Origin of the sequence: Macrococcus epidermidis, assembly GCF_003259695.1 — a bacterium.
Taxonomy (GTDB): Bacteria; Bacillota; Bacilli; order Staphylococcales; family Staphylococcaceae; genus Macrococcoides; species Macrococcoides epidermidis.
Genome location: NZ_PZJH01000003.1, coordinates 123,408 through 150,317, shown reverse-complemented (window position 1 = coordinate 150,317; position 26,910 = coordinate 123,408). Strand labels below are relative to the sequence as shown.

Here is a 26,910-nt window from a genome sequence, read left to right as displayed (position 1 = left end):
AAATAAAACGTTTTCATGTTGAGATGCAAAAATAGATAGTTGAAATGCAAAAAGATAAGGCTAAAATTATTTTAGCCCTATCTCATGTTTAAACTGCTTAATATATGATCTGGATACTTGTAGTTTCACATCTTTTGTTAACTTTACCTGATATGTGTTATTAAACCATTGTTCTGCTGATTTTATGTGGTTTTTATTAATAATACTTGAACGATGTATACGTATAAAGATATCTTCTGGCATTTTTTTCTCAAAAGCACTAAGCGGTTCATTAATCGTATATTCATTTTTTAAAGTGATGATATGTAACTTGCCTTCTTCAACGTACAATGCAATGATATCAAGCGTATTAATTACATATATTTTATCGTCTATCTGAATTGAAAGCGTTGCCGTGGACTGTTTCGTTCCTTCTGTATGATCTTTTTCTACTCTACTTCGGGCTTTTTCAAGTGCAACTTCTATTCTTTTCATTTCGAAAGGCTTTAATACATAATCGAGTGCATTTAATTCAAATGCTTTCACCGCAAAAGTATCATGTGCTGTTGCAAATACGATCAATGGCGGGGTTTTCATTCTATTAATCTTCTGTGCTAAATCAAGTCCGCTTTCATTGATGAGATTAATATCTAAAAATAATAAGTCATACGTATCTGCAAGTAGGGCTGTCAACGTTTCTTCAACCGAATCCGCTTCTTCTATATCGTGACTGTCATCAATCTTATTGATGAGATACATCAATTCATTGCGCGCTAACGGTTCATCATCGACGACTAATATTTTCATTATAATAACTCCTCTCTTTCATAAGGGATATGCGTGTAAAATTTCGTTCCATGCGCTCCAGTGATAAATTTCAATTTCGCATCACGATTATATAGTCCCACTAAACGCTTATTTAAATTTTCCAGTGCACTACCGGTACCAGATGTAGAGTTTACTTCAATAATTCCTATTTTATCTCTTTTATCCTTTGGAATACCATTTCCATTATCTTCTACAGAAATTTCAATTTCATCGATATCTTTTCTTACGACGACATCGATATTATTACCTGTTTTACGATTATGGAATGCGTGCTTAATCGCATTTTCCACAAGTATCTGAATGATAAATGGCGGTACTTGTGCATTGACACAATCTTCTGCTACATCGAAATGAATATTGAAGCGATTTGGAAATCTCGCCTGCTCTAAAGATAAATAAGCTTCGACTTGTTGAATTTCTTTCTCTATCGTAATGGTATTTTGTCTTGCACCTTGTAAATTAGATCTGAAAAAATTGCTCAAATTCAATAATAATTCACGCGCTTTTTCACTGTCTACCCGTATAAGCGCTGAAATTGTATTCATCGCATTAAAGAAGAAGTGTGGATTAACTTGAGCCTGCAAAGATTTAATTTCAGCATCTTTTAACAGCTTACTTTGCATTTCAATTTCACCTAATTCAATTTGACTAGAGAAGATATCCGCTAAACCTTCTGCCAAACGGCGTTCTACGTATGTAAGCTTCTTACTATCTGTAAAATATAGTTTCAAAGTGCCTACCACTTCCTGATTAACGTATAACGGAATAACAATGGCACCTTCTAACGGACAACCTGGATACGTACAACCAATTTCTTCTGTTGTATGTGCTTCTTTTATCTCACCTGAGCGTATGACCTCTTTTGAAAGGTCTGTAATAATTTTCTTTTTCGGAACGTGATGATCGCTTGCTGCTCCAACATGCGCTAATATATCCGTTTTATTTGTGATTGAAACGGCAGACACTTTCATCAAATCTTTAATAATTTGAGCCGCTTCAGTTGCACTTGATTCATTTAATCCTAATCTGAAATAAGGTAAAGTTTGATTGGCTAGATTTAATACTTCATGTGTCTGTACAGCTTTCATATGCTGTTCTTGTTGTAATGTTGAAATAATAATAGATAAAAATATTGCAGTACCTAAACTGTTAATGAGTGTCATCGGTAAAATAATAAATGATACTAAATCCAGAGCATTATCAAAATTTGAAGCAAAGCTGATAATACATATCATTTGAATGAGTTCCATAACAATTCCAATAATCATCCCCTGAATAATCGTAGGATATTGATCGTTCTTTCTCGCTCTATGCCCAAAATAACCGGAGACTAAGCCGATAATAATTGAAGATATAACGTATGTATATGCATCAACACCTCCAATTAAATATCTGGAAATTCCAGATACGATTCCTACAGTAAAACCGACAATCGGACCACCTACAAGTCCTGCTACACTAATTGTTAGTACACGTGTGTTGGCAATTGCAGCATCATCTGAGATCGTCCTGAATATTTGGCTGGATACTACATGATTATCTCGTATCTCAACACCCGTAAAGTTAGAGACTACAGCAAATAGACCAAAGATGATAATCAACTGTATTTGTGAAGATAATTTTTCGCGTTCGCTCATCACCATTTTAAAATGGGATATGTTCATTAATATATAGGCTACAAGTATAATTAATCCCACACGTTCAAGTAATAAAATAAATAATTCTAACATGAGTGTCCTCCTTATTCATCCACATTATAACCATAATCAAAACAAAAAGGATAGGTTTCCCTATCCTTATGATACATCTATTTTTCGACAACCTTTATAATTTCATCTGTAACCACTTTAACCATCGCTTTTATACCTGGGTACTCAAGGTGAATACCATCTGGGGCAAAATATTCAGGATGTCCCTGTGAAACTTTATACCAATCTATAATATGTATATTTTTATATTTTTTTGAAAATCGATACATCTCTGCATTAACATGTGCTTCATAATCTTTCGGTACACGGGCAGTGACTAAAAATACTTGCGCTTTATCAAACTTTTTAAGGATCGTATTCATCTGGATATCCTCAAAATCACCATTTGTACCTAAATAGAGAACAACAACGGCATCTTTTCTGTTAAAATCTGTATATTTATCTGCCACAGGAATGGCTTTATAAATATTACGTCCGACTTCACCATCTATCGTAGCATTTGGAAACACATTTCTAATTTGATAATCAATGTCTACTAGCACTGAATCTCCTATAAAAAGAGGCGCATAAGGATAGACTTTAGCAATTTCAGTAGCTGGTTTGGACGCATCTTCAATTTGCAAAGGGGAGATGCGTTTTATAGCTGGTGCAATTGATTTTGTTTGTGTAACTACAATCTTTTCATTATTTTGCGACTCTGCTTTCACTGTTTTAATTAGATAAGGTGTTGAAACCAGTAAATATAAACTTACCAATAATGTTATAAATGCTTTTAATGATTTCACATCTACAAAAGCTTTTAATCCTTTTTTTCTAAATGGCTGTTCAATCAATTGATAACTGAATATCGCCATAATCATTGTAAGAATGATAGAAATCAGATGTACATACCATGGTATCTGTCCCTGTATAAAATGAGATTGCATCAACACGATAATAGGGTAGTGCCATAAATACAAACTATATGAATATCGACCAATCCATGTTAATACAGGTAAGCTTAAAAATTTCGACATCCATGTATCAGGATGAACACTAGACATAATAAATAACAAAGTGAATATTCCTAAGATGTATAAGCCACCTTGAAATACTGATGCACTATGCTCTGTAAACAGAAAGAATGATCGTACTAAAAAGATTGCGCCAACTAATCCTATCATTTCGATAACCCAAACGATTACTTTTGGTGGATTTTTCTTCAATTTATATGCCGGCCATATCAGTGCCAGCAATGCTCCTAATAATAATGTCTGAAGGCGAGTATCAGTACCAAAATATATACGAGATATGCTCTTTGAAGGATCATACATCATCCACATTATTGACATAGAAATTAATGACACTATAAAAAATACAATAAATATATTAGATTTTTTCTTAATAGTTTTAAATAACATTAATAAAATGAAGGGGAATAAGAGATAAAATTGCTCTTCGATAGCTAGAGACCACAAATGTTTCAATGGACGGGGTTCGAGGCTCTGAAAATAATCCAGACCATCAAAAATGTACCACCAATTTGAAATATATAGTAACGCAGCATACATATCTTTTTTTACTTGAAATAACAATGCTCGATCAAAGAAGATAATATACTGTATGACAATAAACATCATAAACAGAACTGGAGGCAATAGACGTTTAATACGTTTATACCAGAAATGAACTAAGTTGATCGATTGATTCGCTTCGTATTCTTTAATTAGCAATGTGGTAATCAAATATCCTGAGATAATAAAAAATGTATCTACACCTAAAAATCCTCCTGGCAACCATTTCGGATTAAGATGAAATATAATAATCGCAATCACTGCAATTGCACGCATGCCGTCTAAACCAGGAAAATATTGTTTATTCATTGTAAAACGGACCACCTTTTTAACATAAACGTAACATAAATGAAACACTTTATTAATAATACAATTATTTCTATAAATTTACAACCCAAATTATGTTGTAATATGTTTAAATTTGTCATATTTTCAACTTTTACTATAACATATTTTCAATTAAACTAAAAAAACTACAGCCCCTTATATTTTAAATAAAAGGACTGTAGCAATGACGTTTAATCATTAATATTACCATTTCTGATAATTTGACCATCTTCATCATATTCTATTATCGTACCATCTTTATATACATCGAACGAACCAACAATTTCATCATTTTCATCAAATATACCAAATCCATATTTACCATCTTCATAAACTGGCGTTCTATATTCATAACGATCATAATCAAAACCTACACCACTCCATGCTTCAGCTAAACTTTGAACGTTCTCTCTTGTTACAGTAATTTGTTCTGATGCATCTTTTTCATCTGACTCTCTGACGATAATCGTTTCTTTTGCAGGTTCTTGTGTAAGTTCACTCGTATCAAATATTAAATCAATATCCGCTGGATTGTCACTAGATGCTGAAGGCGTTTCAATTTCTTTATTTGTGACTAATGTTTGGTTGCCCGCTTCTCCTTCAGCATAAATCTTCAGTTTTTTTCCAGCTAAAAATGGGCCAAATACATTGTCACCGTTCACATCAAAATCCATTTCTTCATTATTAACATAGACCATCACTGAATTTTTATCTACAGCTTCTGGAATTTCAACATTGGTTTTGATATAAGCCACATCAAAACTTTCTTGAGCATCATCACTTTCTGACATATTGATTAGCAATTTACCTTGAACTTCACCATTTATCGCAGTTTTTGTTGCGTCTAATTCATAATTGCCAAGCGGAAAATTTCCTAATCTTTCTCTTGAATCTAATGTCGGTGTATAGTCCTGCTCCTCACCATTCACTTTGATCACAATCTTTTTATCATCTTTTCCGGTTAAATAAATGGGTACTTCCGGAACTTTAAATGCGAAGTTCTTAAAAATACCAAATTTCTTTTTGTCTGTTGTAATTTGTACTGCATCTTTACCGCCTGCACTGACCATACTGTCAGGCTGTTTATTATCGATCATTTGTTCTGTAGTAGTAACAAGTTTTTCACCAAACTTTTCTGTATTACCACTTGCGGCAATATAATGAGCAAAAGCTTCTGCTTCACTTTCTGACAAATTCTTATCACCGACACTTAAAATAGATGATAATTTATTATAATCTTTATCTATTAATGCCTGTTTTATTTCTTCAGATTGATTAACTGGTGAAAATTTATGTTCAAAGAACTTATACAAACCAAATAGTAATGCAAGTAAAGCAATTAATCCGATTAGTAAAGGTAATATTGACTTCCCTTTACTTTTTTTAACTGGTTTTTCTAGAGGCTGTTTCTGTTTTCTTTCATAAACTAATTTCTCATCACTAGGCACACGTCTCTCCTCGACAGCATCTTCTGGAAACTTCGTTCCACAATTCGTACATACTTTAACGTAATCTTTTACTTCTGCGCCACAATTTCTACAAATTTTCATTGGATTCCCTCTAATCTTTATAATTTAAATGTATTATCTAACAAATGTCTTAAATTTAATTGTGGACGTTCACGTGCGTCTATTACCTCAATAATTTCTCTGTTCGATTTGGGTTGATGGTAATGTACATAACAGTTAATCATGCCACTTTGATTCTTCTCTTTTTCATTTAACCACTTATTTAATTCCTTCTGATTCATAAAAATGCCTTCAATGCCATTTGATTGTTCAGTGACATATTCAGATTTCGAATCAATTGTTACAAGCATTGCATAATAATCATAACTTGAAAATATTTCATCATTGCCTTTGTGCCAGGCAGATACGCGTTTTGTATTAATTTCTTCTGTAGTATTAAGAAACTCATAATCTCTTGATGTACTGACATATACTGTGTACGTCTGATTGTTTAACTTGCAAGTTAGAACGTTATATTTCAAATGTATAAATTCAATGTTAGGATGCGACTTTATCAACTTTTCTTTTACAAAATTTATCATTTCAGTTCGTTTAAAAGAACGAGATTTTGTTTTTGTATCTCCGTGGAGATTATTAACATAATGCATCGCTTTTTGTTCGTTAGAAACATTAAAATCAAATTGTTCATTTTTTAACTGCTGATAAACAGAAATAATATCCATCTTGTCGGCACTTGTTAAGAATTCGACTTCATCGATTGATCCATTTGTAAATATTATCGCTCGTGCAATACTTTGTTTGTAATCATCCTCATAAATTTCAGGTAAACTTTGTTGTAACGACTTCAACTTCAAATAGAGTTCTATTGTCCTCATTGACTCACCTCTTAATTGGTAATATATATTATTAATAGCATTTTTTATACTTAATGTAATTATACCACCCATAAATTGAATGTGGAATAACCCTCATATACCGTTAATTTTAGTTATTTTGATAATTTATTGAATTATTTTCAAAATAATTAACACCTTAATTGCAATTAAAAGCTAAAATAATATTTATAAATATAAAATAATTAATAAAATTAAAAAACCATCGATTCAAAGGAATCGATGGCTGTAATTTATTCATTATTATTAAAATTTCATTTATATTTAGAAAGTTTTTGCTAAACTTTCAGCTTTTTCAATTGCAGCAGCTTTGATTGCTTCTGCTTGTTCTGGCTGTGCATTATGACCTTCAATGATAATTTCTTCAACGCTTGGAATACCGAAGAAACCTAAAATTGTTTGTAAGTAACGGTTACCCATTTCGAAGTTTGCTGCTGGACCTTCTGAATAGTAACCACCACGTGCTTGAACGATAACTGCTTTCTTATCTGTAAGTAATCCAACTGGACCTTCAGCAGTGTATTTGAATGCTTTTCCAGCTACTGCTACTGCATCAATATAAGCTTTAACGATTGCCGGGAATGATAAGTTCCACATTGGCGTAACGAATACATATTTATCTGCCGCAGCAAATTCGTCACTTAATTCATTTAAACGTGCTACTTTTTGTTGCTCAGTTTCAGTTAATGTTTCGAAAGCTTCTCCTGATTGTAATTTACCCCAACCAGCAAATACTTCTTTATCAATTAATGGGATAAACGTTTCATATAAATCAATATGTTTAACTTCGTGATCTGGATTTGCAGCTTTGTAGCTTTCAATAAACGCTTTCCCTGTAGCCATTGAGAAAGAAACTGTTTCATCATTAGGATGTCCTGTAATGTATAATACTTTAGTCATGTGTAATAACTCCTCTTTTGTGTGCTTTTTAGTTTAATTTTTATACTTGATATATTTATTATATTATAATTTGCAAATTAGTCAACTAAAATGTTAATTTTTAAGCTAAAAAAATCCGAGGTAATATTCCTCGGTTTCAAATTTATTATTTTCTCCAGAAAGTTGTAACTTCCTTTTTATCTTCTATATTGTATTCAATTATCTCTTTCAATAATTCATAATCGATTTCCTGGTCCCACTTTACTTTGAAAAGACCTGCAGTTTGATCGTATCCAGCTTCTGCTATCTTATCTTTAAAATGCGCCATCGTTTGATTTTCCGGTGCTATTGAAATATGCGCTTTTGCTGTACTGACACCCAGTATAAACGTGCCGTGATCTGAATACATCGGTGTATTCCATTTATATTCACGTTGTAATTCCGGAAAATTTGTCTCAATCCATTCAAATAAATCCTGAATCTTACCGAGATGATTGATGTTTGTTAGTTTGTCAAAGAACGGCTCAAATTTATGCATAACTTCCTCCATATTCATTTATTTCAATTTTAGCATATCTTCAAATGTCCAGTGTTTATCAGTCAGTACCTGTTTATAAAATGGATCTTTTCCAATTAATTTTATATGATCTCCAATCACCTCAACTTCATCTAAGTGATGCGTTGTTAAAATAATGAGTTTACTTTTTTTCAGCTGATTAATCAGTCGATGAATGTCATATCTCGATTTCAAATCAATACCAACAGTAGGTTCATCCAAAATAATTATATCTGGATTTCCAAGTAAGCCGATTAACATGTTCACCTTACGTTTCGTCCCTCCTGATAGTGATTGAACTTTCTCCTTATCTTCGCGAATATTTAAAGCATCTTTATAAGTATTTAGTAAATTATCATCAATAGGAGATGTATAGAGCCCTTTAAAAAACTTAATATTATCTTGCACAGATAAATGTTCAAATAATGCGATGTCCTGAGGAATGTAGCCTAAACGGTTCTTTAAAGATTTATGACTTAGGTTCTCACCGAAATAAATAATTTCTCCCGCATCTTGCGTTTCCAGCTTTGCAATCATTCGTAACAATGTTGATTTCCCAGCGCCGTTCTCACCTAACAGGATTGTTACAGCTCTATCTTCAAAAGTTGTGTTCAACTGATCAAAGATTTCTTTTTTCCCATATCGCTTAGTTAAGTTTTTAACTTTTATCATATACTTCCTCCTATCGATAACAACATATAAACGGTCACAATCATCAATGTGAAAGTAATGGTCATAAATAGACGATGACTTGTTGTATTGATTTTAAAGAGTAATAAACTTAATACGAATTCATAAATAAGTGTGAATAACAAGCATACAAAATAAAACTTTATACTCATCATTTGATTCATGAACAATGCTGCAAAGATAATTGATAACATGATTATGAAAACGTGAACCATGATATACGTTATATGTAAATAAAAATTTGTTTTGTCAAACATATACATGCGTTCAAGTGCTGCGTCCTGCTTTAAATGATAATGAAGTATCACTTGTATAGATGATACAAATAAAATAAGCGCGAATATTGTACTTAAAGCAATTGATTCATCTTGTGATTTTGAAACTGCAATTTGTTTCATACGACTTTCAGGTGTTTTCTGATAATACCTCTTCTTAACTTCTTCAATATTTACTTGCTTCTCTTTATCAATATGATATTTCACGATATAAGGAATCTGCGCTTCAAATAATGTTTTACTTACTATTTCCTGGGCAATAGCCCCAATAAAATCATCACGATAATAAAGTATAATCGTATCTCTTAAAGATTGTTGCTTTAATGCTTCATTAAAACCTTCAGGAATTGATAAACTTAACACCGCTTCTTTAGTTTTCACATGATCTTCTATAAAACTTTCTTCATCACCAATTATTTTAACTGTCATATCATGATTATCTTTAAACATTGCAATCAACGCTTCTGATGATTGAGAATGATCTAAATCCTGCACAGCAATCGGCATTTTAAACACTGCATTCATTTTTTGCTGCAATATAAAACAAGTGAGTAACATGCCAGCAATCAGCAACGACAATAATAAGTATGATTTCCATTGTTTTTGCACTACGAGGTATAAGATAGATTTCATCGTCTATACCTCCTTATCAGTTGTAATATCAATAGACTTATCAATATAATACATATCCAGTAGAACAGAATAGGAGTCTTTATAAAATAGTTATTCAAAATCAATTCCAGTACTTTATTAAAAATATGACTAAACGGTTGATGATACAATATACCGCCTAATACATCCTTAAAATATATCGAAGGAATTGTTGCTCCGGAAAATAGAATGATAAGACCCGTTATCATTACTTTAAGAATCAATTGAAACGATTCATTATTAACGAGTTCAATAAGCAACATCACCACAAATATCATTATGAGGTATAAGAATAAAATAATTAAAAGTGGCATTAGGTTATAACTTTCAAAAGATACATCTAAGTATTTTAATAAAACATACAATACTACTGCAGAAAATAAAAGTGTATACCATAAACTTATTAACCCGCGTGTCAATGTTAGTTTTTCATATGAAAAATGAAACATTGATAGACGTTCTTTCAAAGCATGCGCCTGATTCATCTTCAAAATATTAAACAGTGATAAAAACAATACATAAACACTGATAAAATAAACTGAAATAGTATAATACTGATAGTTATCATAAAGTTTAACCGGTTGCTCATCAAATGCACCATTACGATTCAGACCCGTAAAAAGCATATCCGTCATCATCATTAACATCGCATCATCACTTGACTCAGGATATAACGCTTTATACGCTCCAGCTCCACCGATAGAAAGCATCAAACGACTATATACGGAATCCGTTAACTGATAGATGATAATACTCTCAAGCGATGTTTTATCGTATGTGTAAACAGAAATCGGTAATGCTCCTTGCTTGTAAAATGCCTCAGTCATTCCTTGATCGAACACGAAATAACCATCTAAATGATGTTGCTTTAATTCATTATTAGCCTTAGTCACATCAAAATGCTTCAGTTCAATATCGTTACCCATACGCTTTCCATCGCCAATTGCATCTAATATCAACTTCGTTTCTCTAGATTGATCTTCATCTACTAATCCAATCGAAAACTTATCGTCTTCCTGACTTTTCATCACAGATAATCCTATAAGTGTCGCAAACAATACAAAAAACAATACTAATATATAGACCAGTAAATACCACTTTTTCATAAGAAAAGAGTGATAAATGCTGAACAGTTGTAGTTTCACATTTATCACCCCTTAATATTAATCAATAACCATTAATTTTATTAATTTAAATCTTTAGAAACGTCTTCAAAAATTTTATTAAAGTTCTCACTAATATCATCCTGCAATTGTTGTAGGTCACTATCAGACATTGTGCTTAAGTCTTTAGCACCGTCAGATTTCACTTTCACATCTTGCTTTAATTTTGTCACACCATCAAGCATCAATTTAACCGGTTCATTTTGAACATTTACAGTAAATTCTGCTTTTTGCTTTTGTTCATTGTTGCCGATATCTGTTACTAAATCATTTGTATAATTTAATTTTAAATCCTGTCCAGCTAATTGAGATAAATCGATTGTTCCATTGTCAGTACGTTTATCACCATCTGTTTTAGAATCATTTACAAATGATATTTCTCTTGCACCATCTTGATTAATGACAATTTTGTAATTATCTTTATAATTTTCATCTTTTTTAGTTGAATCTCCTGATAACACGAATGCATCTGGAGCATCTTTAGAAGATCCTTTTACTTCTAGTTTTAAATTGTCATCAACTTTTGTTAAAGCATCTAATTTAACTTCTTCTTCATTACTTGTCATCACCAGATTGCGTTTCATAATTTGTTTGCCATCAACAAAGATTGTTGAGATTACTTTTGGAAACTCAGATTCTTTTTGATCCTTCACTTCTTTTAGTGCTTTATCTAACTCTTTATCATAGTCTACACCTTGTGCTTGTTTTGTAAATAAATCTTTTAATTCTTTGTCATCTTTTGCTTGTTCTAACATTGCAACGATGATTTTCTTTGTATCTTTTGGTTGTAACGTCATTGTTAACTTCTCTAAATCCTTCTCTTCATCAAAGATTTTAACTTTTTCTTTATCTTTTTTAAATTGATCATCTTCTACATTATCAGCAAATGTTTTACTGTATCGCTCGATGATTTTGTTCATATCTTCTTGAGAAAGTTGTGCGCCACCTAAAAGGTTGTTCAGATTTAATGAATCATTTGTCATATCTTCTACTGAAGTTGGATCTCCAGATAATTTTTCAATCGTTTCAATAATTTTATCATTTGGAACGCTTAATACATCATTTAACACTGGTGCAGAAAGATATTGATTTTTTTTATCTGCCTGCCACGCAAACTCACCAAGTTTATTATCAGCAATCGTAGGTGTGATGCTTAAATTTGATAATTTATCTTTACTATTGTGTGCTATATCAAATACGATATTTGATGAATCAATTACTGATTTTGAAATACCCATTTGTGATACAAATGCTTCCGGAATATCTGCACTTAACTTCATATTTACTGCATAATTATCATCCTGCATTTTCTCCTGGAATTTTGTTTCATTTTCAAAACGCTCATTGAAATAATCTTGCAACGACTCCATTGATTCTTTTTCACTTAAAAGATACGCATTTTTCGGTGTGTTCGTTAAAAAGTAATACGCCGCTGCGCCCCCGCCACCGATTAATAATACAAGTGCTGCTATGATTCCTAAGATCAACCCTTTTGACTTTTTCATACCATATCCTCCACTTTTGTATTTAATGTCTCGTTCAATTTCATCATATCAAAATAGAAATCATTACGGAATACTTTTCACAAAATTAACCATAAATAATATTATTTATGAAAATCAGTTTACTTAGTAATGAAATAATGTAAAAAACACTTTGAATAAACATATTACAGTGAAAGATTAAATATTATTCTATATGCTTTGATTTTCATTATTACTTAAACGAATCACTTTGAAATGTAACAGATACGCACCCAGCGCCATCACAAATAAAGATAAAATTGCAACACGACTTGCTAACGGTCCATAATCTTTTAATAGTAGAGTAATCGTTCCATAAACAAAAGGTCCAAAAACTGCAGATAATTTACCACTCATTGAGAATAAACCAAAAAATTGTCCTTCGTGAGCTTCCGGTGAGAGTTCTATGATAAGCGTTCTAGAGATAACCCAGATAGAACCCATTGCAATTCCGAAAAGAATCGCACAAATATAAAATGCCGACTTAGGTAAAGGAATAGTTGCAATAATAAGCGCAATCATCAATACTAGCGCGACATAATGCAACGCTTTTAAAGAACCTATTCTTTTAGCAATGTATCCAAATACAAAGGCACCTATTACACTGAAAATCGTTGCTATCATAAATATTTTAATAAATTCACTCGAAGTAAATCCTACTACTGTAGTTGCATATGGTTGCATCATACTTATAGCAGTCGCCAAAGCATCATTTAAGAAGAAATAAACAATTAAGAATACGTAAATCGCCGGTTCGTTCTTAGCGAGCTTAAAAGTTTCTAATACTTCTTTATAGCCTGATGTTAAGCTTGATTGAGATACATGTTGTTTCACAGTCTTTTTATTGCCGTCTTTACCAAAGATAAAAATAGGTATGCTAAATACTAAAAATAAAATAGCAGTTGGAATAAACGTTTTTCCAGCATCTTCAGTACCTACTAAAGCCATTATCGTAAGCACGCCAAATAATGTTCCCATGTAACCTAGCGCTACTCCAAACCCAGATAATACTGAATGTTCTTCTTTTGGTGCTAAGCTACTCATCATTGCATCGTAAAATACAAGACTCGAATTATACATAAATTTCGCAATCGTAAATAAAATAATAATCAGCAAAAATGAAACTGGAATGCCGAACATCTGTTGTTTAATATCCGCTTCATAAATATAGCCCATCAGAAAAGTACAGATAAATACAATTAAAGTAAAAATGATAACCCATTGCTTCTTCTTTTGTGTTCTATCGATATATACGCCATATATCGGACTTAATACAATGAGGAGCAATGCTGCTACACTCGCTGAATAAGCAATCCAGGTTGATGATACCTGCTCAGTTACAGGATCAACGCCAAACTGTTCTGTTACAAATTGCGGGAAAAACAATGTCACAATATTTGCACTAAAAATTGTATTACTGAAATCATAGAGTGCCCAGCTAAAAATAGGTAACGACAATAATAGTTTAAGATCTTTCTTCATTAGTTGCTCCTTATGATATGTATTACTCATAGTTTAGCGATTGTTTTATACAAATACTATAAATTTTCTGTTTCATTATTGTAAAGAAAAAAAGTGAAGCAATATATTAAACCCATCATTTAACTTTAAATTCCTGTAAGTCCATTAATGCATAATGAATTTGATGATACCTCTCTAGTAGCTTTAAATCAATAAGTGAATGGTTACTACCTCGTTCAAAGTATTTCGCGCAATTTTCAAAAGCAAGTAAATATTGTCCCATCATTTCATTATCTATTAAAAACTTAGCGTCATCTTTGATAACACGCTGTAAAGAAAAATTAATTTGTTCTAATAAGTGAATCGCTGGATAATAATGTAGCACTTGTTGTTTATTATTAGAAATTTCACCATATGCATTTGTATAAGTCATTCTGACATTCACGACATTTAAATAAAGTTTAAACATATCTTGATAACGATCTCGTATTGCATAATGGTTCTGTGAAAAAAGATAATGGAAAGTTGCTGCCTCTACGCGAATTAAATCTGCAATGAACTTCGGAAGCTTCTCACTTGCCGTTGTTCTACCAAGAATCAGCACACCAAGAACTGCAATAATGACCCCTATAACAACATCTATGATCCTTAAATATGCAAAAGAATATGAAATATGTCCAGCTGCGATTCCTGACATAAGCAACACCTGAGTTGTAATTGAAATCATTGCGAGTGCATAATTTGATCCAACAAATACTTCATTGATACCTCCAGCAATCGCAATAATAATTGCTACAATAAGTAAATCAGGATTTATACTGATTATTATAGCTGCCACAATGATTCCTAAAAGTGTACCGATAAATCTGGCACCAGCGCGTTGCAGACTTGTAACAGTTGTATTACCGATTAGAACTGAATGTACAGTCAAAGCCACCCAGTACGGACGATCGATATGAAATAATATTGCTATAAATATGGCTATCCCCATTATCACAGCATATTTTATTGTCATCATAAACACACTTGATTCTGGTGTGATATTTGATAATAATCTACGCATGAAATGAGGACGACTATTTTCACTTTTATAGTTAATCTGTTCGACTGGAGCAAAAAGAATTTCTTCTACTTTATACAAATTGTTTTCCAAATTTCTAAATTCTTCTGAAAGTTTAACTGCTTTATTCCAGCTTGGTTTGGTAGTCTTATCATCTGTTACCATATCAACGATATAATTCATCATTTCTATTAGAATACCTGGGATAGGACGAATATTCTTTAAATGTAAATCTAATATTTCTGAATAAATCCCTTCAGCCAAGTGATGTAATAATAAAGTACGTTCATATTCTCCACCATCTTTACTGAAAGCAGGACGCGCTGCATAAAGCGCATCATTGGATGCCATTAAGGAGCGCACTGCTGTCGTATGTGCTTCATTAAAAGCTGCGTTATCATTGAATGCTTTTAATAACTTTTGAAGCATATGATAATCACTAATTACAATTTCACGTTCATAATTTCTATCAAATAACTTACTATGTATTGAAATAACTACAATTGTAATTAGACCACCTATTATAACCAGCACCGCTCGTTTTAAAAATAATTCTGGTGCATGTGGCATAATTGACGATAGTCCATAAGCCACTAAAAAGAAAGTAGAACTAGGACCTTTAATTTCAAGGGCATTACACACGTAATACGGTATTACTGTAAAACCAAATAGTAAAAAGCCGAATAGCACCATATTACCAGCCGTAAGCGTACCGAGAGCCATTGCAAAAGCTAATGTTAAAGTGGCAATCGTTACTGTTTTTATTTTAGATTGTAAAGTTCCGCCAAATACATAGATATTAGATAATGTTCCAAGTGATATCAACAATCCTAATGATAAATTACCAATGAAATAGCCATATATCATTGGTATTAGCATCAATATGAATTGAATGATGCCTTTCGAAACATTAATCTTATCGATATCAACATATATTAGTGATTTGTAATAATGATACACTTATGCTCACCTGACTTATTTTTATTTTCATACGATAACATTTTAACATGTAATATATTTTTATAATGTCTATAGCAATCATTTGAGTTTATATAAAGATATAAAGGTATAGGTATAATATAAACAGATAATAAGATAAAAAAATAAACGACAAATAAAAAAATAACCACTATAAAGTGATTATTTCTGTTCTTTATACCACTCACTATTTTTATACTTCAGATGATACTTGGCATTTCTCATCATCAGATAAGCTTTACGCTTTACTGAACGATCTTTTGCATAAAATAGTGGATTATAATATTGATGTTTGTGAATAAGTTGTTTAATTTCTTTACGTAATGATTTTTGTTTTACGTATTTTAATATAATATCTTTAGGTACTACCGTAAATAAATGTGTTGTATCTAAATATTTCACTGGATGGGATTGATTTAAAATTAAATCTTCCACATAACATCTCGCAATTGAATAACCTGTTTCTTTGATATAAGAACTTGAACGGCCGGCACGTAGATTAACCTCAAAAAACTTGTATTTACCATCTCGATGATCATATTTTAAATCAAAGTTAGCAAATCCGGTATAATGCATACCTTCCATCATCTTGATTACTTTATCCATCAAATCTTTATCATATCTTGAAATGAGTGCTGTATAATTTCCGATAGCAGTCATCGCAGGTTCTTGTAACAATACTTGTGCTAATGTAATCACTTGCGCTTTTCCATTTGAATCACCGTAATAAACGATGTCCCACAAGTCCTGATCACTTCCTTCAATAAATTCCTGAATAATAATATCCTCACGATATCCATTATTATGAAGTAATTCAATCGTCTCATTAATACCAGTGTAATCATCAAGGACATAAATTTTCTGTTTACCTTTAAACTTTAAATTAAAGTACGCTGTACCATCATCAACTTTAATAATTGCCGGGAATCTAATAGGTTCATTAAATGTTTCGATGGTAGCTAAATTAAAGTGGTATGTCGTAGGAATATCAATACCGTATGAAGCAACCGTCTCATAGAAATGTTTCTTATAATATAATTGGTTAAATAAATCTTGTGTCGGAAAATTAAAGGTAAAATCTTCTCTCAATTTTGCTTCATGTTTAATTAGCATCTTAACATATTCATCTGTCGTTGCGACAAGCAATAGTTTACGATTTTTCTTACGATATTTCTTTGCAATGCGCTCAAATGTTTCGATGAAAACTTTGTCATCATATATCATTTTATCAATATAATAATCGCTAATAAGACTAGAAAATTTAGTGAACGATAAATAATCGGCTGCGACGATGACCGACTTTTTCTTATAATCTTTATGAAAACTTGCTGCTGCAGCATACGCATGTATGTTTGCACCCAAAATTATTGGGATAAAGTTAAATTTAGCCATGTTCATTATCCTTTATATAGTAGTTTTGTTCCAGACTTTCCAAGCTGCTTAATTCATTATATTTTTGTATGGTAATGAATGCAAGTATACATTCACCAAGTATTGTTAAAATACAAATATTTTCTTTAACATATTATAACATTATATTTTTAAAGCGTATGACATTATTATTTGTTATCGTTCTAATAAACCTTTTCCCTGATAAATTTTATCAGCATACTTTTCTATACGATTCCTTTTCGTCTCGCTGCGTTTCGCTTTATTAATTTCAATGACGTACGCACGTTGGCGACCAGGTGTTAATTTATAAAACGCTTCTCTTAAACGTTCGTTCTCTTTAAATGCTTCTTCTAATTCGATAGGAATTTCTAATGGTCCATGTTCTTTTTTAGGAGGTTTTATGCCTGTTTTCTCAACTCGAATTGCTTCTTTAATATAAAAACGTATCATATCTGCTTTTTCTTCAATCTCTTCTACTGACGAAAAGCGTAATTGACGATCAACTTGAACATGTTCAGTTTGTTGAATTAAAAGATTGTATTTATCTTCAAGCATTACTCCTTTATGAAATAATATAGCAACATATGATTTAAAGCCATGTATCAGTAACACATTTTTATCTTTCATTGTATAACAAGGATGCATCCATTTATAATCTTCTTCAAGATCAAATTCTCTTATAATCGATCTTAACAATTGATAAGCATCGTGCCATTGTGAAGTTTTATTAAAAAATTTTTCTAGTTTTTGTTCTGTTGATAATTCCGTCATACGATTTCCTCCAATACTTCTTTATTATAAACAATATCTATTTATATAGGGGAATTAAATTTAATGAATTTTCATTATTTAATTGTTCTTTGTTTTAAAAAAGAAGCAGCATCGCTACTCCTTTTCATTAATATCAAAACCATATTTTTGATACACTTTTTTACTTTGATTATTCTGTAAATACTGATAAAGTTCCTCAGTTTCTTTCTTATGTTTAGTGTCTTTTATTTTAGCAATTGGATATGTTATCGGTTCATGTAAATCATCTTGAATTTTGAGTGTATGCTTTATTTTATTTGTTGATTTGAGGTCTGATGTGTATACGATACCTGCTTCAGTATTACCGGTTTCTACATAGGTCAATACTTGACGTACGTCCTTCGTTAATACTAATTTTGATTTGACTTTTTGATATAGTTTTTTGTTTTCTAAGGCTTGTTTACCATATTCGCCTGCAGGTACTAATTCCGGATTGCCAAGTGCAATTTTTTTTATCTTTTCTTGTTGTAAATCATCAAGAGATGTTAGTTTCTCTTCTGTTATAAGCACGAGATGATTTTTCAGTAAAGACTTTGTATCCTCTTTATCTACAGCTTTATTTTTTACTAAATCATCAACTTTTCCCTGTGCAGCTGAAAAGAATATATCAACCGGAGCACCGGACATTATCTGTTGCGCTAATGCACCAGACGCACCATAATTAAATTTAATATCAACATGCTTGTGTTCGCCTTCATAAGATTTTTCGATATCATTTAATGCATTTTTTAAACTTGCTGCCGCTGAGACAGTAAGTATTACTTTTTCCTGTGACCTTCCTTGTTCTTTCTCTTGATTTACACAGCCACTAAGTAATATACAGACAATAAATATTAAAAATGTTTTCTTCATTACTTGCCTCCTAGAATTATTATGTATATTTTACCATATAAAAAAGACATACTACGTCATAACGTAATATGTCTTTTAACTTAAATCCGTCATTTAATTAATTTCTGATTAAATAATCAAACGCACTTAATGCTGCTGTTGCACCAGAACCCATAGAAATAATGATTTGTTTATATGTTTGATCTGTACAGTCCCCTGCAGCAAAAATACCTGGTACATTTGTAGCACCATTTTTATCAACGATAATTTCACCGCGGTTATTTCTAGCAACTAAGTCTCCAACAAATTCAGTGCTCGGTACTAAACCGATTTGAACAAATACGCCTTCCAGATCAAGCGTATGTTCTTCATTTGTATTGCGATCAACGTACGTCAACGCTTTTAACGTAGCATCACCAGTTAATTCTTTTGTTGCAGCTGATTTAATAATCTCAGTATTATTTAATGATGCTAAACGATCTTGTAGTACTTTGTCTGCACGTAATTCTTCACCAAACTCTAGTAATGTAACATGTTTAACAATACCTGCTAAATCAATTGCTGCTTCAACACCTGAGTTACCGCCGCCTACAACTGCAACGCGTTTACCTTCAAATAATGGACCATCACAGTGCGGACAATATGCTACACCTTTTGTTTGATATTCAGCTTCTCCTGGCACGTTCATGTTACGCCATTTTGCACCTGTTCCGATAATCAATGTTTTAGATGTTAGTTTACCGCCATTCTCTAAAGTAACATGTACTAAATCATCAATTTTTTCTAACTTTTCAACACGAACAGCATTCATTACATCGATATCATAACTGTTAATATGTTCTTTTAAGTTTTGCGAGAATTCTGGTCCAGTCGTTTCTTTTACTGTAATAAAGTTTTCAATACCAGCAGTATCATTAACTTGACCACCGATACGTTCAGCTACAATACCTGTACGTAAACCTTTACGTGCTGCATAAATTGCTGCACTACCACTCGCAGGTCCTCCACCGATTACTAATACATCAAATGTTTCTTTCGCATCAAATTCAGAAGCATCTGCTCCACCACCAAGTTTACCGATAATCTCTTCAATAGTCGCTTTACCACTTCCAAATTCTTCACCATCTAAGAACATTGTAGGAACAGCCATAATATCTTTAGATTCTTCTCTAAATGCTGCACCATCAATCATTGTATGTGTAATATTTGGATTTAATACCGCCATCATATTTAAAGCTTGTACAACATCTGGACATTTCGTACAAGTTAAGCTGATGAATGTCTCAAAGTTAAAAGGTCCTTCTAACTTTTTAATTTGATCAATTACAGATTGATCTGCTTTAGGTGCACGACCACTTACTTGTAATAAAGCTAAGACTAGAGAAGTGAACTCGTGTCCAAGTGGTACTCCGGCAAATGTAATACGTGCTTCTTCATCAGGACGTGCCAATGTGAAGCTAGGTGTACGTTTCAAAGATGCTTCTTTTAAAGTGATATGTGAAGACATCTCTTTGATTTGAGTGAGTAAGTCCATCATGTCTTTACTTGTTTTATCATCTCCAGCACTCGCTGTAATTACAACGTCGCCTTCCATTAACTCTAAATATTGAGCTAATTGTTGCTTTAATGTATCGTTTAACATTACATTTCCTCCCTTAAAGGATAAATTTCTATATTTTATTGCAATAGATACCACAACGCAAAAATTTGCGTTGTGGCAGTCTTTTAATATTTAATTATTTATTATCGATTAAATTAGATTTTACCAACTAAGTCTAAACCAGGTGTTAAAGTTTCGCCGCTTTCTTTCCATTTTGCAGGACAAACTTCACCGTCATGGCTAGCTACGTATTGAGCAGCTTTAACTTTGTCTACTAATACTGAAGCGTCACGACCAATTCCATCATTGTTGATCTCCATTGTTTGAACAACTCCATCTGGATCGATTAAGAATGTCGCACGTTGTGCAAGACCTGCTTCTTCATCTAGTACATCAAAGTTGTTAGCAATAACGTGAGATGGGTCACCGATCATTGTGTATTGAATTTTACTGATTGCTTCTGAATGATCGTGCCATGCTTTGTGTGTAAAGTGCGTATCACATGATACAGAATATACGTTAACTCCTAAACCTTGTAACGTTTCATATTGATCTTGTAAATCTTCTAATTCAGTTGGACAAACGAAAGTGAAATCTGCTGGGTAGAAGCATACGATATTCCAGCTACCTTTCATTGATTCGTTTGATACTTCAACGAATGAATCTGATTTTGGATCATAAGCATTCGCAGTGAATGGTAAGATTTCTTTGTTAATTAATGACATGTGTAATTCCTCCTGAGAATTTAATTAAGTACTTTTAGATAACCTCTAGATTAGAATAATTCTAATCTCTACAAAACTTATTATTACATGATGCTCGTTTTAAGTCAACCAACTCAAACTTTAAAATTGTGAAAAATATTTGACGTATTATTTAATATTTTTTTAAATAAAAATAGTTACTGTAATTGGAGTGCATAAAATTACTTTTTACAATATCAATTACAGCAACTTATTCTCATTTACTTTATCATCAAAGTAATAAATACAGCCAGTATAACAAGCGGAATAACATAGCGCAGCAAGAAAACCCAAATTTTAAATAAACCTCTATATTTATTATCCATTAATTCCTGCTTTGCAATTGCACCATCTAGTTTGTATCCCGCAAATAACGCATAACATAATGCTCCAATCGGTAACATAATGTTCGAAACTAAATAATCCATATTATCAAAGAATGTTCCCGCTAAAAATTTCATCTGGCTTAAAGTACCATTCGATAATGCAGAAGGTATACATAAAATAAACAATAGTAATGCGATTGCATACACATATTTTTTTCGTTTCTTTTCTTCATTTTTAATTGCATTTGAAACATTAATTTCAATTAAAGAGATAGATGAAGTTATAGTTGCAAAAAAGAATAGCGATAAAAATATAAGATAAAAGATACTACCGAACGGCAACTGATCGAATACATAAGGTAAAACGATAAACAATAAACCCGGACCTTGCGCATTATCAATACCTAGTGAGGCAGTCGCAGGAAATATTGCTAATCCTGCTAGTATCGTAACCAGTATATTTAAACCTACAACAGAAAAGGCAGATTGGACAATGTCCGTCTTCTTATCTAAATACGATGCATATGTTAACATGCCACCAAACCCTACTGAAAGCGAAAAGAATGATTGACCTAAAGCAAAAAGTACGCCTTCTGCATTCATTGAATTAAAATCAGGTTTCAGAAAATATACAATACCATCCATTGCATTTGGAAGCGTTAAAGAACGAATGATAATCACAATAAATGCAATAAACAACATAGGCATCATGATTTTTGAAGCTTTTTCAATCCCATCCTGAATACCACGGGAAACAATTATCGCAGTAAGAAAAATAAATAATGCAGCGCCAAGTATTGCATATATCGGGTTACTAATCAATTGACCAAATAATCCCTCGTAATTCTTCGTGTGTTGATTTGTAACTATTACATAAACAGTCCTCATCATATAAAGTAAAATCCATCCACCAATCACACTGTAAAAACTAAGCAAGAAGAAAACACCGACATTACCGAGATGACCGATTAGATTATAATATTTGTTACCAGTAATTTTTCCGAACACTTCTGTGCTATATGTCTTGCCGTGTTTACCTATTACGAATTCTGCTAATAATAACGGCATACCTATAAATAATGTGAATACCATGAACAATACTAAAAACGCTGCACCACCATTATCAGCCATGACATACGGGAATTTCCACATCGCACCAAGCCCTATTGCCGAACCTGCACTTGCTAAAATAAATCCAATTTTTGATCCCCAAACAGATCTTTTTTCCATGTGTAATCCCTCACTTCATATAATTTTTTAAACAAAAAAAGAGGCCAATGCATATACATCGACCTCAAAAAAGAGACCTTATGCATACGCAACCGGCCTCAAGTAACGCGAATGAAGCCGCCATAGATACTTATATCTATGACGGGCATAAATATAAGTTATGACAGCTGCCACCACATATTTAATTTTGTACTGTTCTGTACAAAAGTCTTCATTCTAATTACCTCACTTGTTTAAGATTACTGATTATTCTATCAGTATATTGATTATACGTCAAACAAATCTATTTAACGTACATCCGTTATATGCGTTATCGGAAAATACATTGCCAATAAATAAGCACTTACAACCATTATTAAAAAGACAGCTATCAATAAAATATCCCGATAGCTAAATGGCACATGATAATAGTAAGTTCTAGTACCATTATGGAATCCTTTTTTCTCCATTGCAACAGACAGACGATGTGCGCGTCTAATATTTTGACTTAATAGCGGGATAATCAAATGCTTTATGCGATTTAATCCTCTGTATTGGCTCGAATCTATAACGTGATAACGCATTTTCAATGCATTGCGTAATTGGAAGAATGACTCAAACATCATCGGCACCATACGGATTGCTGCCATAAAGGCATAGGCATATTTAGGTTTCACCTTTAAATGTTGCATCAAACTATAGAATACTTTTACAATTTCACTTGTAAACGCAATACTTAAACCAAAGAAACTGACTGTAATTGTTCTAAGCGATAAATGTATTCCTCTATATAAACTTTCTTCTGTAATATGCACGATGCCCCATTGAAATAGCGTAGTACTGCCGTCACCATAGAAAATCATAAATAATGACGAAGTGAAACTAAATAACATCATTACACTTACAAAAGCCATAATAAGTTTCAAACGCACACCACTCAATCCAATCATAAAAATAAACATAATAATTGCTAGATACAGCATCCAGTCAAAATTATGAATGAATATGACAAGCGCGAATAGTAAAACCCCTAATATCAACTTCGTAATCACATTTACATGATCCATAAATGTACGATATATCTTAAACTGTTCGTACATCATCACCCCTCCTCACTTCAGAAAGTATTCCATCCTGAATGCGTAACACGGTAGAAGGGTATCGCTTTATGATTTCGTCATCATGCGTCACCATAATTATCGTCTGACCAGATTGCACACGCGCTTTAAATAATTCAATAAGTTCGAACGTATTATGACTATCCAGCCCAAATGTTGGTTCATCTAGTAACACAATATCAGCTTTTGTACTCAATGCAGTCGCAACACTTAATCTTCTCTTTTGTCCCATCGAAAGTTCAAAAGGATGACGATCTTTTAGATGGTACAGATTTAATTGCTTTAATAAATTTGATGTACGTTCCACAGCTCGGCTTTTATCTAAAAATTGAAAATTAAAGAATATTTCATCATATACACTACCTTGGATAAATTGCAGCTCAGGATTTTGATAGACGAGGTACATATTACGCGCTGCATCTTTTACTTTCTTCAAAGTTTTATCATCGTATTGCATCAAACCTTTATACGGGATAAGCTGCATCAAAGATTCTAATAACGTTGTTTTTCCTGTTCCGTTCTTTCCAGTAATCGTAATCCATTCATGACTACTAATAACAAGTTTATCAATATGATATAACGTCTTTTCTTTACGTTTTACTGCCACATCTTTTAACACGAGTTCAAAGTCATTAGAAATATGATCATAATGCAATGGTTCTGGTGCACACTTATATGCATTAGGGTGCCATACACCATACTGGTTCAATAAATCTTCATGTTGCTCAAGAATAAATTGTGGTGTGCCTTGTGTAACCAACTTACCATCAGCATCCATCAGAATAATACGATCAACATATTGCCATATATGCTCAACTTTATGTTCTACGATAAGTACTGTCTTATCCTGCCATAAATCAATCATCAATTCCCATAAATACTTTGTTGCATCGCTATCGAGCATCGCTGTAGGTTCATCTAAAAACCACGTATCAGCATTCTGCAGCAATGACCCTGCAATTGCGAGTTTCTGTTTCATACCGCCACTGAGTTGATTGATTGGTTGTGAGGGTTCAACATCCAGTCCTACTTTAATCAAAACATCATTAATCAAGTGATTCATTTGCGATTTATCAACATTTTGATTTTCCAGAATAAAAGCCAGTTCTTCATAGACTTTCGGCATACAAAATTGACTGTCTGGATCCTGAAATATAACACTAGCATTCATGTCGCGTTCTAATACATCATATTTCATCGGTAAATCTATCAACTCAGGGACAATGCCACTTAGTACGTTCAACAATGTGCTCTTTCCAGAACCTGAAGGTCCGAGCAATAATACTTTTTCTTTCTCTGCTATCGTAATATCGATACCGTCAAATATCTTTTCTTTTTCACCGGGATATTTCAATCTTAAATTTCTAACAGATAACATCATCTATAAACTATCGTAATCTGATTGAGTTGACGTTCTGAATAGCTTCGTTACACCAGTCTGATCCAATGCTTTAACAATTAAATATGACAACACCCCGGTTACTAATGCACCACTAATCAAACGCATTATAATATAAAGCAGCACGTTCCATCCTGCTACTTCAGACATATATCCATAGAAATACTCAACTGGCAGACTTATAATTGCAGCTGCAACACCCGCTAATATACACACCATCATGCTACGTGATTGATATTTGAATAACATAAATACAAATTCACATGCCAAACCTTGTAAAAATGCAAAAACAAACGTTGGTATATCAAATTTCCCCATTACAATTGTCTCTCCTGCACCTGCTGCAAACTCAGCCAGTAATGCAATTCCTGCTTTCGGAACAATTAAATACGCCACAACTGCAGCCATAAACCAAACACCATATATCAACTGTTCAAAATGTAGCCCCAGTGGTTTCATTGCCTCATAAGGTAACCAGACAAAATTGTACGCTACCGCAAATAATACTGCTACTAATACTGTCACTAAAATATCTGACAACTTCAAACCTTGACTATTTCTGTTCATTTTCATTCCTCCATAAAAAATACGCATCCTTCTATAGAGAAGACTGCGTACGGAAAAATAGCCACACTTATACTGTGACTATACACTTCCCTACGCTAGTATCATCTAGATCAGGTTCAAAGGGTCTAAGGCTACAGCCTTATCTCAGTTTTTAATAAAACACCCCTAGTGCGCTTATTTGATTTGTTATTTTTACAGTACTCGCGAAACTAAATTTTGTCAACTCGAAATTTTATTTCATCAACATATTACTATACAAATATTGATTGCATAAACATTCATTTAAGCTCATAATGTGATTAACAAATTGACTAAAGGAGCTCGCTTTATGAATAAAATTGTAATACGCAAAGTTACAGAAAACGATCTCAATACTCTAATCAATATAAGCAAAAAAACATTCGATGATACTTTCAGACCGGATAATAAGGATGAAGTTATCGATCATTACTTAAAGACATCTTTCACTAAAGAAAAGATGATGGCTCAGCTTAATGATCCACATTCAGAATTTTATTTTGCTTTAATCGAAGAACAAGTTGCCGGTTACTTAAAAATTAATACTGATGATGCTCAAACAGAAAACATAACGGATAATTCACTCGAAATTGAGCGAATTTATGTCGACAAAACTTTTCAAAAACAAGGTATTGGTAAACATTTATATGAAAAGGCAGTATCACGTGCACAAGATCAGAACATCAAAAAAATATGGCTTGGTGTTTGGGAACATAACCATAATGCATTAGATTTTTATAAAAAAATCGGCTTTAAACATATCGATTCTCATGTCTTTCAAATGGGCGATGAAGCACAGACCGACTATATAATGATGCTTGATTTAGTATAATGTTCACCTTTTCACAAATTAACTATATACACGTTACTCAGTAACAGATATAATAATATTGTATTTATCAC

The 26,910-nt window shown here is 32.5% G+C and carries 23 protein-coding genes and 1 riboswitch; of the genes, 1 reads left to right on the top strand and 22 read right to left on the bottom strand.

From position 1 onward, the window contains the following. Positions 1 to 66: 66 nt before the first annotated feature. The 22 genes from BHU61_RS08480 to BHU61_RS08375 all read right to left on the bottom strand — a co-directional run bounded on the left by BHU61_RS08480 (position 67) and on the right by BHU61_RS08375 (position 25,989). The gene (locus BHU61_RS08480) at positions 67 to 786 is read right to left on the bottom strand and encodes a LytTR family transcriptional regulator DNA-binding domain-containing protein (protein WP_111716138.1); all 720 of its coding nucleotides are present in this window, start codon (positions 784 to 786) and stop codon (positions 67 to 69) included. After that, on the bottom strand, positions 786 to 2,537 hold the full coding sequence (locus tag BHU61_RS08475) for a sensor histidine kinase (RefSeq protein ID WP_111716136.1): 1,752 nt from the start codon (positions 2,535 to 2,537) through the stop codon (positions 786 to 788). Before BHU61_RS08475 ends, BHU61_RS08480 begins: the two co-directional genes overlap by 1 nt. Positions 2,538 to 2,614: 77 nt before the next feature. Then, positions 2,615 to 4,378: an acyltransferase family protein gene (locus BHU61_RS08470; protein WP_111716134.1), complete on the bottom strand. Its 1,764-nt coding sequence runs from the start codon at positions 4,376 to 4,378 to the stop codon at positions 2,615 to 2,617. Between the two features lie 209 nt (positions 4,379 to 4,587). Next, positions 4,588 to 5,946 (bottom strand): TcaA second domain-containing protein, encoded by a 1,359-nt coding sequence (locus tag BHU61_RS08465; RefSeq protein WP_111716132.1) that lies wholly within the window; start codon positions 5,944 to 5,946, stop codon positions 4,588 to 4,590. Positions 5,947 to 5,963: 17 nt separating this feature from the next. Next, positions 5,964 to 6,740 carry a hypothetical protein gene (locus BHU61_RS08460; protein ID WP_111716131.1) on the bottom strand — a complete coding sequence of 259 codons (777 nt, stop codon included), beginning with the start codon at positions 6,738 to 6,740 and terminating at the stop codon, positions 5,964 to 5,966. A gap of 282 nt (positions 6,741 to 7,022) precedes the next feature. Continuing rightward, on the bottom strand, positions 7,023 to 7,658 hold the full coding sequence (locus tag BHU61_RS08455) for an FMN-dependent NADH-azoreductase (RefSeq protein WP_111716129.1): 636 nt from the start codon (positions 7,656 to 7,658) through the stop codon (positions 7,023 to 7,025). A gap of 145 nt (positions 7,659 to 7,803) precedes the next feature. Next, entirely contained in the window at positions 7,804 to 8,175 is a 372-nt protein-coding gene (locus BHU61_RS08450; RefSeq protein ID WP_111716127.1) for an iron chaperone, read from the bottom strand. Between the two features lie 18 nt (positions 8,176 to 8,193). Continuing rightward, positions 8,194 to 8,865, bottom strand: a complete 672-nt coding sequence (locus BHU61_RS08445) for an ABC transporter ATP-binding protein (RefSeq protein ID WP_111716126.1) — start codon at positions 8,863 to 8,865, stop codon at positions 8,194 to 8,196. Continuing rightward, positions 8,862 to 9,791: an ABC transporter permease gene (locus BHU61_RS08440; protein WP_111716124.1), complete on the bottom strand. Its 930-nt coding sequence runs from the start codon at positions 9,789 to 9,791 to the stop codon at positions 8,862 to 8,864. Before BHU61_RS08440 ends, BHU61_RS08445 begins: the two co-directional genes overlap by 4 nt. Beyond that, on the bottom strand, positions 9,788 to 10,954 hold the full coding sequence (locus BHU61_RS08435; RefSeq protein ID WP_111716122.1) for an ABC transporter permease: 1,167 nt from the start codon (positions 10,952 to 10,954) through the stop codon (positions 9,788 to 9,790). The genes BHU61_RS08440 and BHU61_RS08435 overlap by 4 nt, the downstream gene beginning before the upstream one ends. Positions 10,955 to 10,995: 41 nt before the next feature. Beyond that, positions 10,996 to 12,477 (bottom strand): Rossmann-fold NAD(P)-binding domain-containing protein, encoded by a 1,482-nt coding sequence (locus BHU61_RS08430; protein ID WP_111716121.1) that lies wholly within the window; start codon positions 12,475 to 12,477, stop codon positions 10,996 to 10,998. A gap of 189 nt (positions 12,478 to 12,666) precedes the next feature. Then, positions 12,667 to 13,977: an MFS transporter gene (locus tag BHU61_RS08425; RefSeq protein ID WP_111716119.1), complete on the bottom strand. Its 1,311-nt coding sequence runs from the start codon at positions 13,975 to 13,977 to the stop codon at positions 12,667 to 12,669. Positions 13,978 to 14,092: 115 nt separating this feature from the next. After that, on the bottom strand, positions 14,093 to 15,976 hold the full coding sequence (locus BHU61_RS08420) for an FUSC family protein (protein ID WP_111716117.1): 1,884 nt from the start codon (positions 15,974 to 15,976) through the stop codon (positions 14,093 to 14,095). A 180-nt stretch (positions 15,977 to 16,156) separates the two neighbouring features. Next, entirely contained in the window at positions 16,157 to 17,386 is a 1,230-nt protein-coding gene (locus BHU61_RS08415; protein WP_111716116.1) for a carboxylate--amine ligase, read from the bottom strand. Positions 17,387 to 17,560: 174 nt separating this feature from the next. Next, a complete protein-coding gene (locus BHU61_RS08410) occupies positions 17,561 to 18,157 on the bottom strand; it encodes a YdeI/OmpD-associated family protein (RefSeq protein ID WP_111716114.1) in 597 nt (198 codons plus the stop codon). Positions 18,158 to 18,271: 114 nt separating this feature from the next. Further along, entirely contained in the window at positions 18,272 to 19,048 is a 777-nt protein-coding gene (gene modA / locus BHU61_RS08405; RefSeq protein ID WP_111716112.1) for a molybdate ABC transporter substrate-binding protein, read from the bottom strand. Between the two features lie 97 nt (positions 19,049 to 19,145). Next, positions 19,146 to 20,669 carry an alkyl hydroperoxide reductase subunit F gene (gene ahpF, locus BHU61_RS08400; RefSeq protein ID WP_111716111.1) on the bottom strand — a complete coding sequence of 508 codons (1,524 nt, stop codon included), beginning with the start codon at positions 20,667 to 20,669 and terminating at the stop codon, positions 19,146 to 19,148. 113 nt (positions 20,670 to 20,782) lie between these two features. Further along, positions 20,783 to 21,352, bottom strand: coding sequence for an alkyl hydroperoxide reductase subunit C (gene ahpC / locus BHU61_RS08395; RefSeq protein ID WP_111716109.1), 570 nt, complete (start codon positions 21,350 to 21,352; stop codon positions 20,783 to 20,785). 239 nt (positions 21,353 to 21,591) lie between these two features. Further along, positions 21,592 to 22,926, bottom strand: a complete 1,335-nt coding sequence (locus tag BHU61_RS08390; protein ID WP_111716108.1) for a sodium-dependent transporter — start codon at positions 22,924 to 22,926, stop codon at positions 21,592 to 21,594. A gap of 287 nt (positions 22,927 to 23,213) precedes the next feature. After that, on the bottom strand, positions 23,214 to 24,005 hold the full coding sequence (locus tag BHU61_RS08385) for an energy-coupling factor transporter transmembrane component T family protein (RefSeq protein WP_111716106.1): 792 nt from the start codon (positions 24,003 to 24,005) through the stop codon (positions 23,214 to 23,216). Continuing rightward, a complete protein-coding gene (locus BHU61_RS08380; RefSeq protein ID WP_111716240.1) occupies positions 23,989 to 25,401 on the bottom strand; it encodes an ABC transporter ATP-binding protein in 1,413 nt (470 codons plus the stop codon). The genes BHU61_RS08385 and BHU61_RS08380 overlap by 17 nt, the downstream gene beginning before the upstream one ends. Before the next feature lie 3 nt (positions 25,402 to 25,404). Then, a complete protein-coding gene (locus BHU61_RS08375; protein WP_111716105.1) occupies positions 25,405 to 25,989 on the bottom strand; it encodes an ECF transporter S component in 585 nt (194 codons plus the stop codon). 70 nt (positions 25,990 to 26,059) lie between these two features. Beyond that, positions 26,060 to 26,166, bottom strand: a riboswitch (TPP riboswitch). 151 nt (positions 26,167 to 26,317) lie between these two features. Between BHU61_RS08375 and BHU61_RS08370 the strand changes: the two genes are divergently transcribed. Next, positions 26,318 to 26,839 (top strand): GNAT family N-acetyltransferase, encoded by a 522-nt coding sequence (locus BHU61_RS08370; RefSeq protein ID WP_111716103.1) that lies wholly within the window; start codon positions 26,318 to 26,320, stop codon positions 26,837 to 26,839. Positions 26,840 to 26,910: the final 71 nt, after the last annotated feature.

Bases quoted from the DNA above. Each gene is read 5' to 3' on its own strand.
- BHU61_RS08445 (WP_111716126.1), bottom strand. From the start codon at position 8,865: ATGATAAAAGTTAAAAACTTAACTAAGCGATATGGGAAAAAAGAAATC.
- BHU61_RS08410 (WP_111716114.1), bottom strand. From the start codon at position 18,157: ATGACGGAATTATCAACAGAACAAAAACTAGAAAAATTTTTTAATAAA.
- BHU61_RS08460 (WP_111716131.1), bottom strand. From the start codon at position 6,740: ATGAGGACAATAGAACTCTATTTGAAGTTGAAGTCGTTACAACAAAGT.
- BHU61_RS08455 (WP_111716129.1), bottom strand. From the start codon at position 7,658: ATGACTAAAGTATTATACATTACAGGACATCCTAATGATGAAACAGTT.
- BHU61_RS08470 (WP_111716134.1), bottom strand. From the start codon at position 4,378: ATGAATAAACAATATTTTCCTGGTTTAGACGGCATGCGTGCAATTGCA.
- BHU61_RS08425 (WP_111716119.1), bottom strand. From the start codon at position 13,977: ATGAAGAAAGATCTTAAACTATTATTGTCGTTACCTATTTTTAGCTGG.
- ahpF (WP_111716111.1), bottom strand. From the start codon at position 20,669: ATGTTAAACGATACATTAAAGCAACAATTAGCTCAATATTTAGAGTTA.
- BHU61_RS08480 (WP_111716138.1), bottom strand. From the start codon at position 786: ATGAAAATATTAGTCGTCGATGATGAACCGTTAGCGCGCAATGAATTG.
- BHU61_RS08380 (WP_111716240.1), bottom strand. From the start codon at position 25,401: ATGTTATCTGTTAGAAATTTAAGATTGAAATATCCCGGTGAAAAAGAA.
- BHU61_RS08385 (WP_111716106.1), bottom strand. From the start codon at position 24,005: ATGTACGAACAGTTTAAGATATATCGTACATTTATGGATCATGTAAAT.
- BHU61_RS08475 (WP_111716136.1), bottom strand. From the start codon at position 2,537: ATGTTAGAATTATTTATTTTATTACTTGAACGTGTGGGATTAATTATA.
- BHU61_RS08390 (WP_111716108.1), bottom strand. From the start codon at position 22,926: ATGGAAAAAAGATCTGTTTGGGGATCAAAAATTGGATTTATTTTAGCA.
- BHU61_RS08430 (WP_111716121.1), bottom strand. From the start codon at position 12,477: ATGAAAAAGTCAAAAGGGTTGATCTTAGGAATCATAGCAGCACTTGTA.
- BHU61_RS08440 (WP_111716124.1), bottom strand. From the start codon at position 9,791: ATGAAATCTATCTTATACCTCGTAGTGCAAAAACAATGGAAATCATAC.
- modA (WP_111716112.1), bottom strand. From the start codon at position 19,048: ATGAAGAAAACATTTTTAATATTTATTGTCTGTATATTACTTAGTGGC.
- ahpC (WP_111716109.1), bottom strand. From the start codon at position 21,352: ATGTCATTAATTAACAAAGAAATCTTACCATTCACTGCGAATGCTTAT.
- BHU61_RS08375 (WP_111716105.1), bottom strand. From the start codon at position 25,989: ATGAACAGAAATAGTCAAGGTTTGAAGTTGTCAGATATTTTAGTGACA.
- BHU61_RS08370 (WP_111716103.1), top strand. From the start codon at position 26,318: ATGAATAAAATTGTAATACGCAAAGTTACAGAAAACGATCTCAATACT.
- BHU61_RS08450 (WP_111716127.1), bottom strand. From the start codon at position 8,175: ATGCATAAATTTGAGCCGTTCTTTGACAAACTAACAAACATCAATCAT.
- BHU61_RS08415 (WP_111716116.1), bottom strand. From the start codon at position 17,386: ATGGCTAAATTTAACTTTATCCCAATAATTTTGGGTGCAAACATACAT.
- BHU61_RS08465 (WP_111716132.1), bottom strand. From the start codon at position 5,946: ATGAAAATTTGTAGAAATTGTGGCGCAGAAGTAAAAGATTACGTTAAA.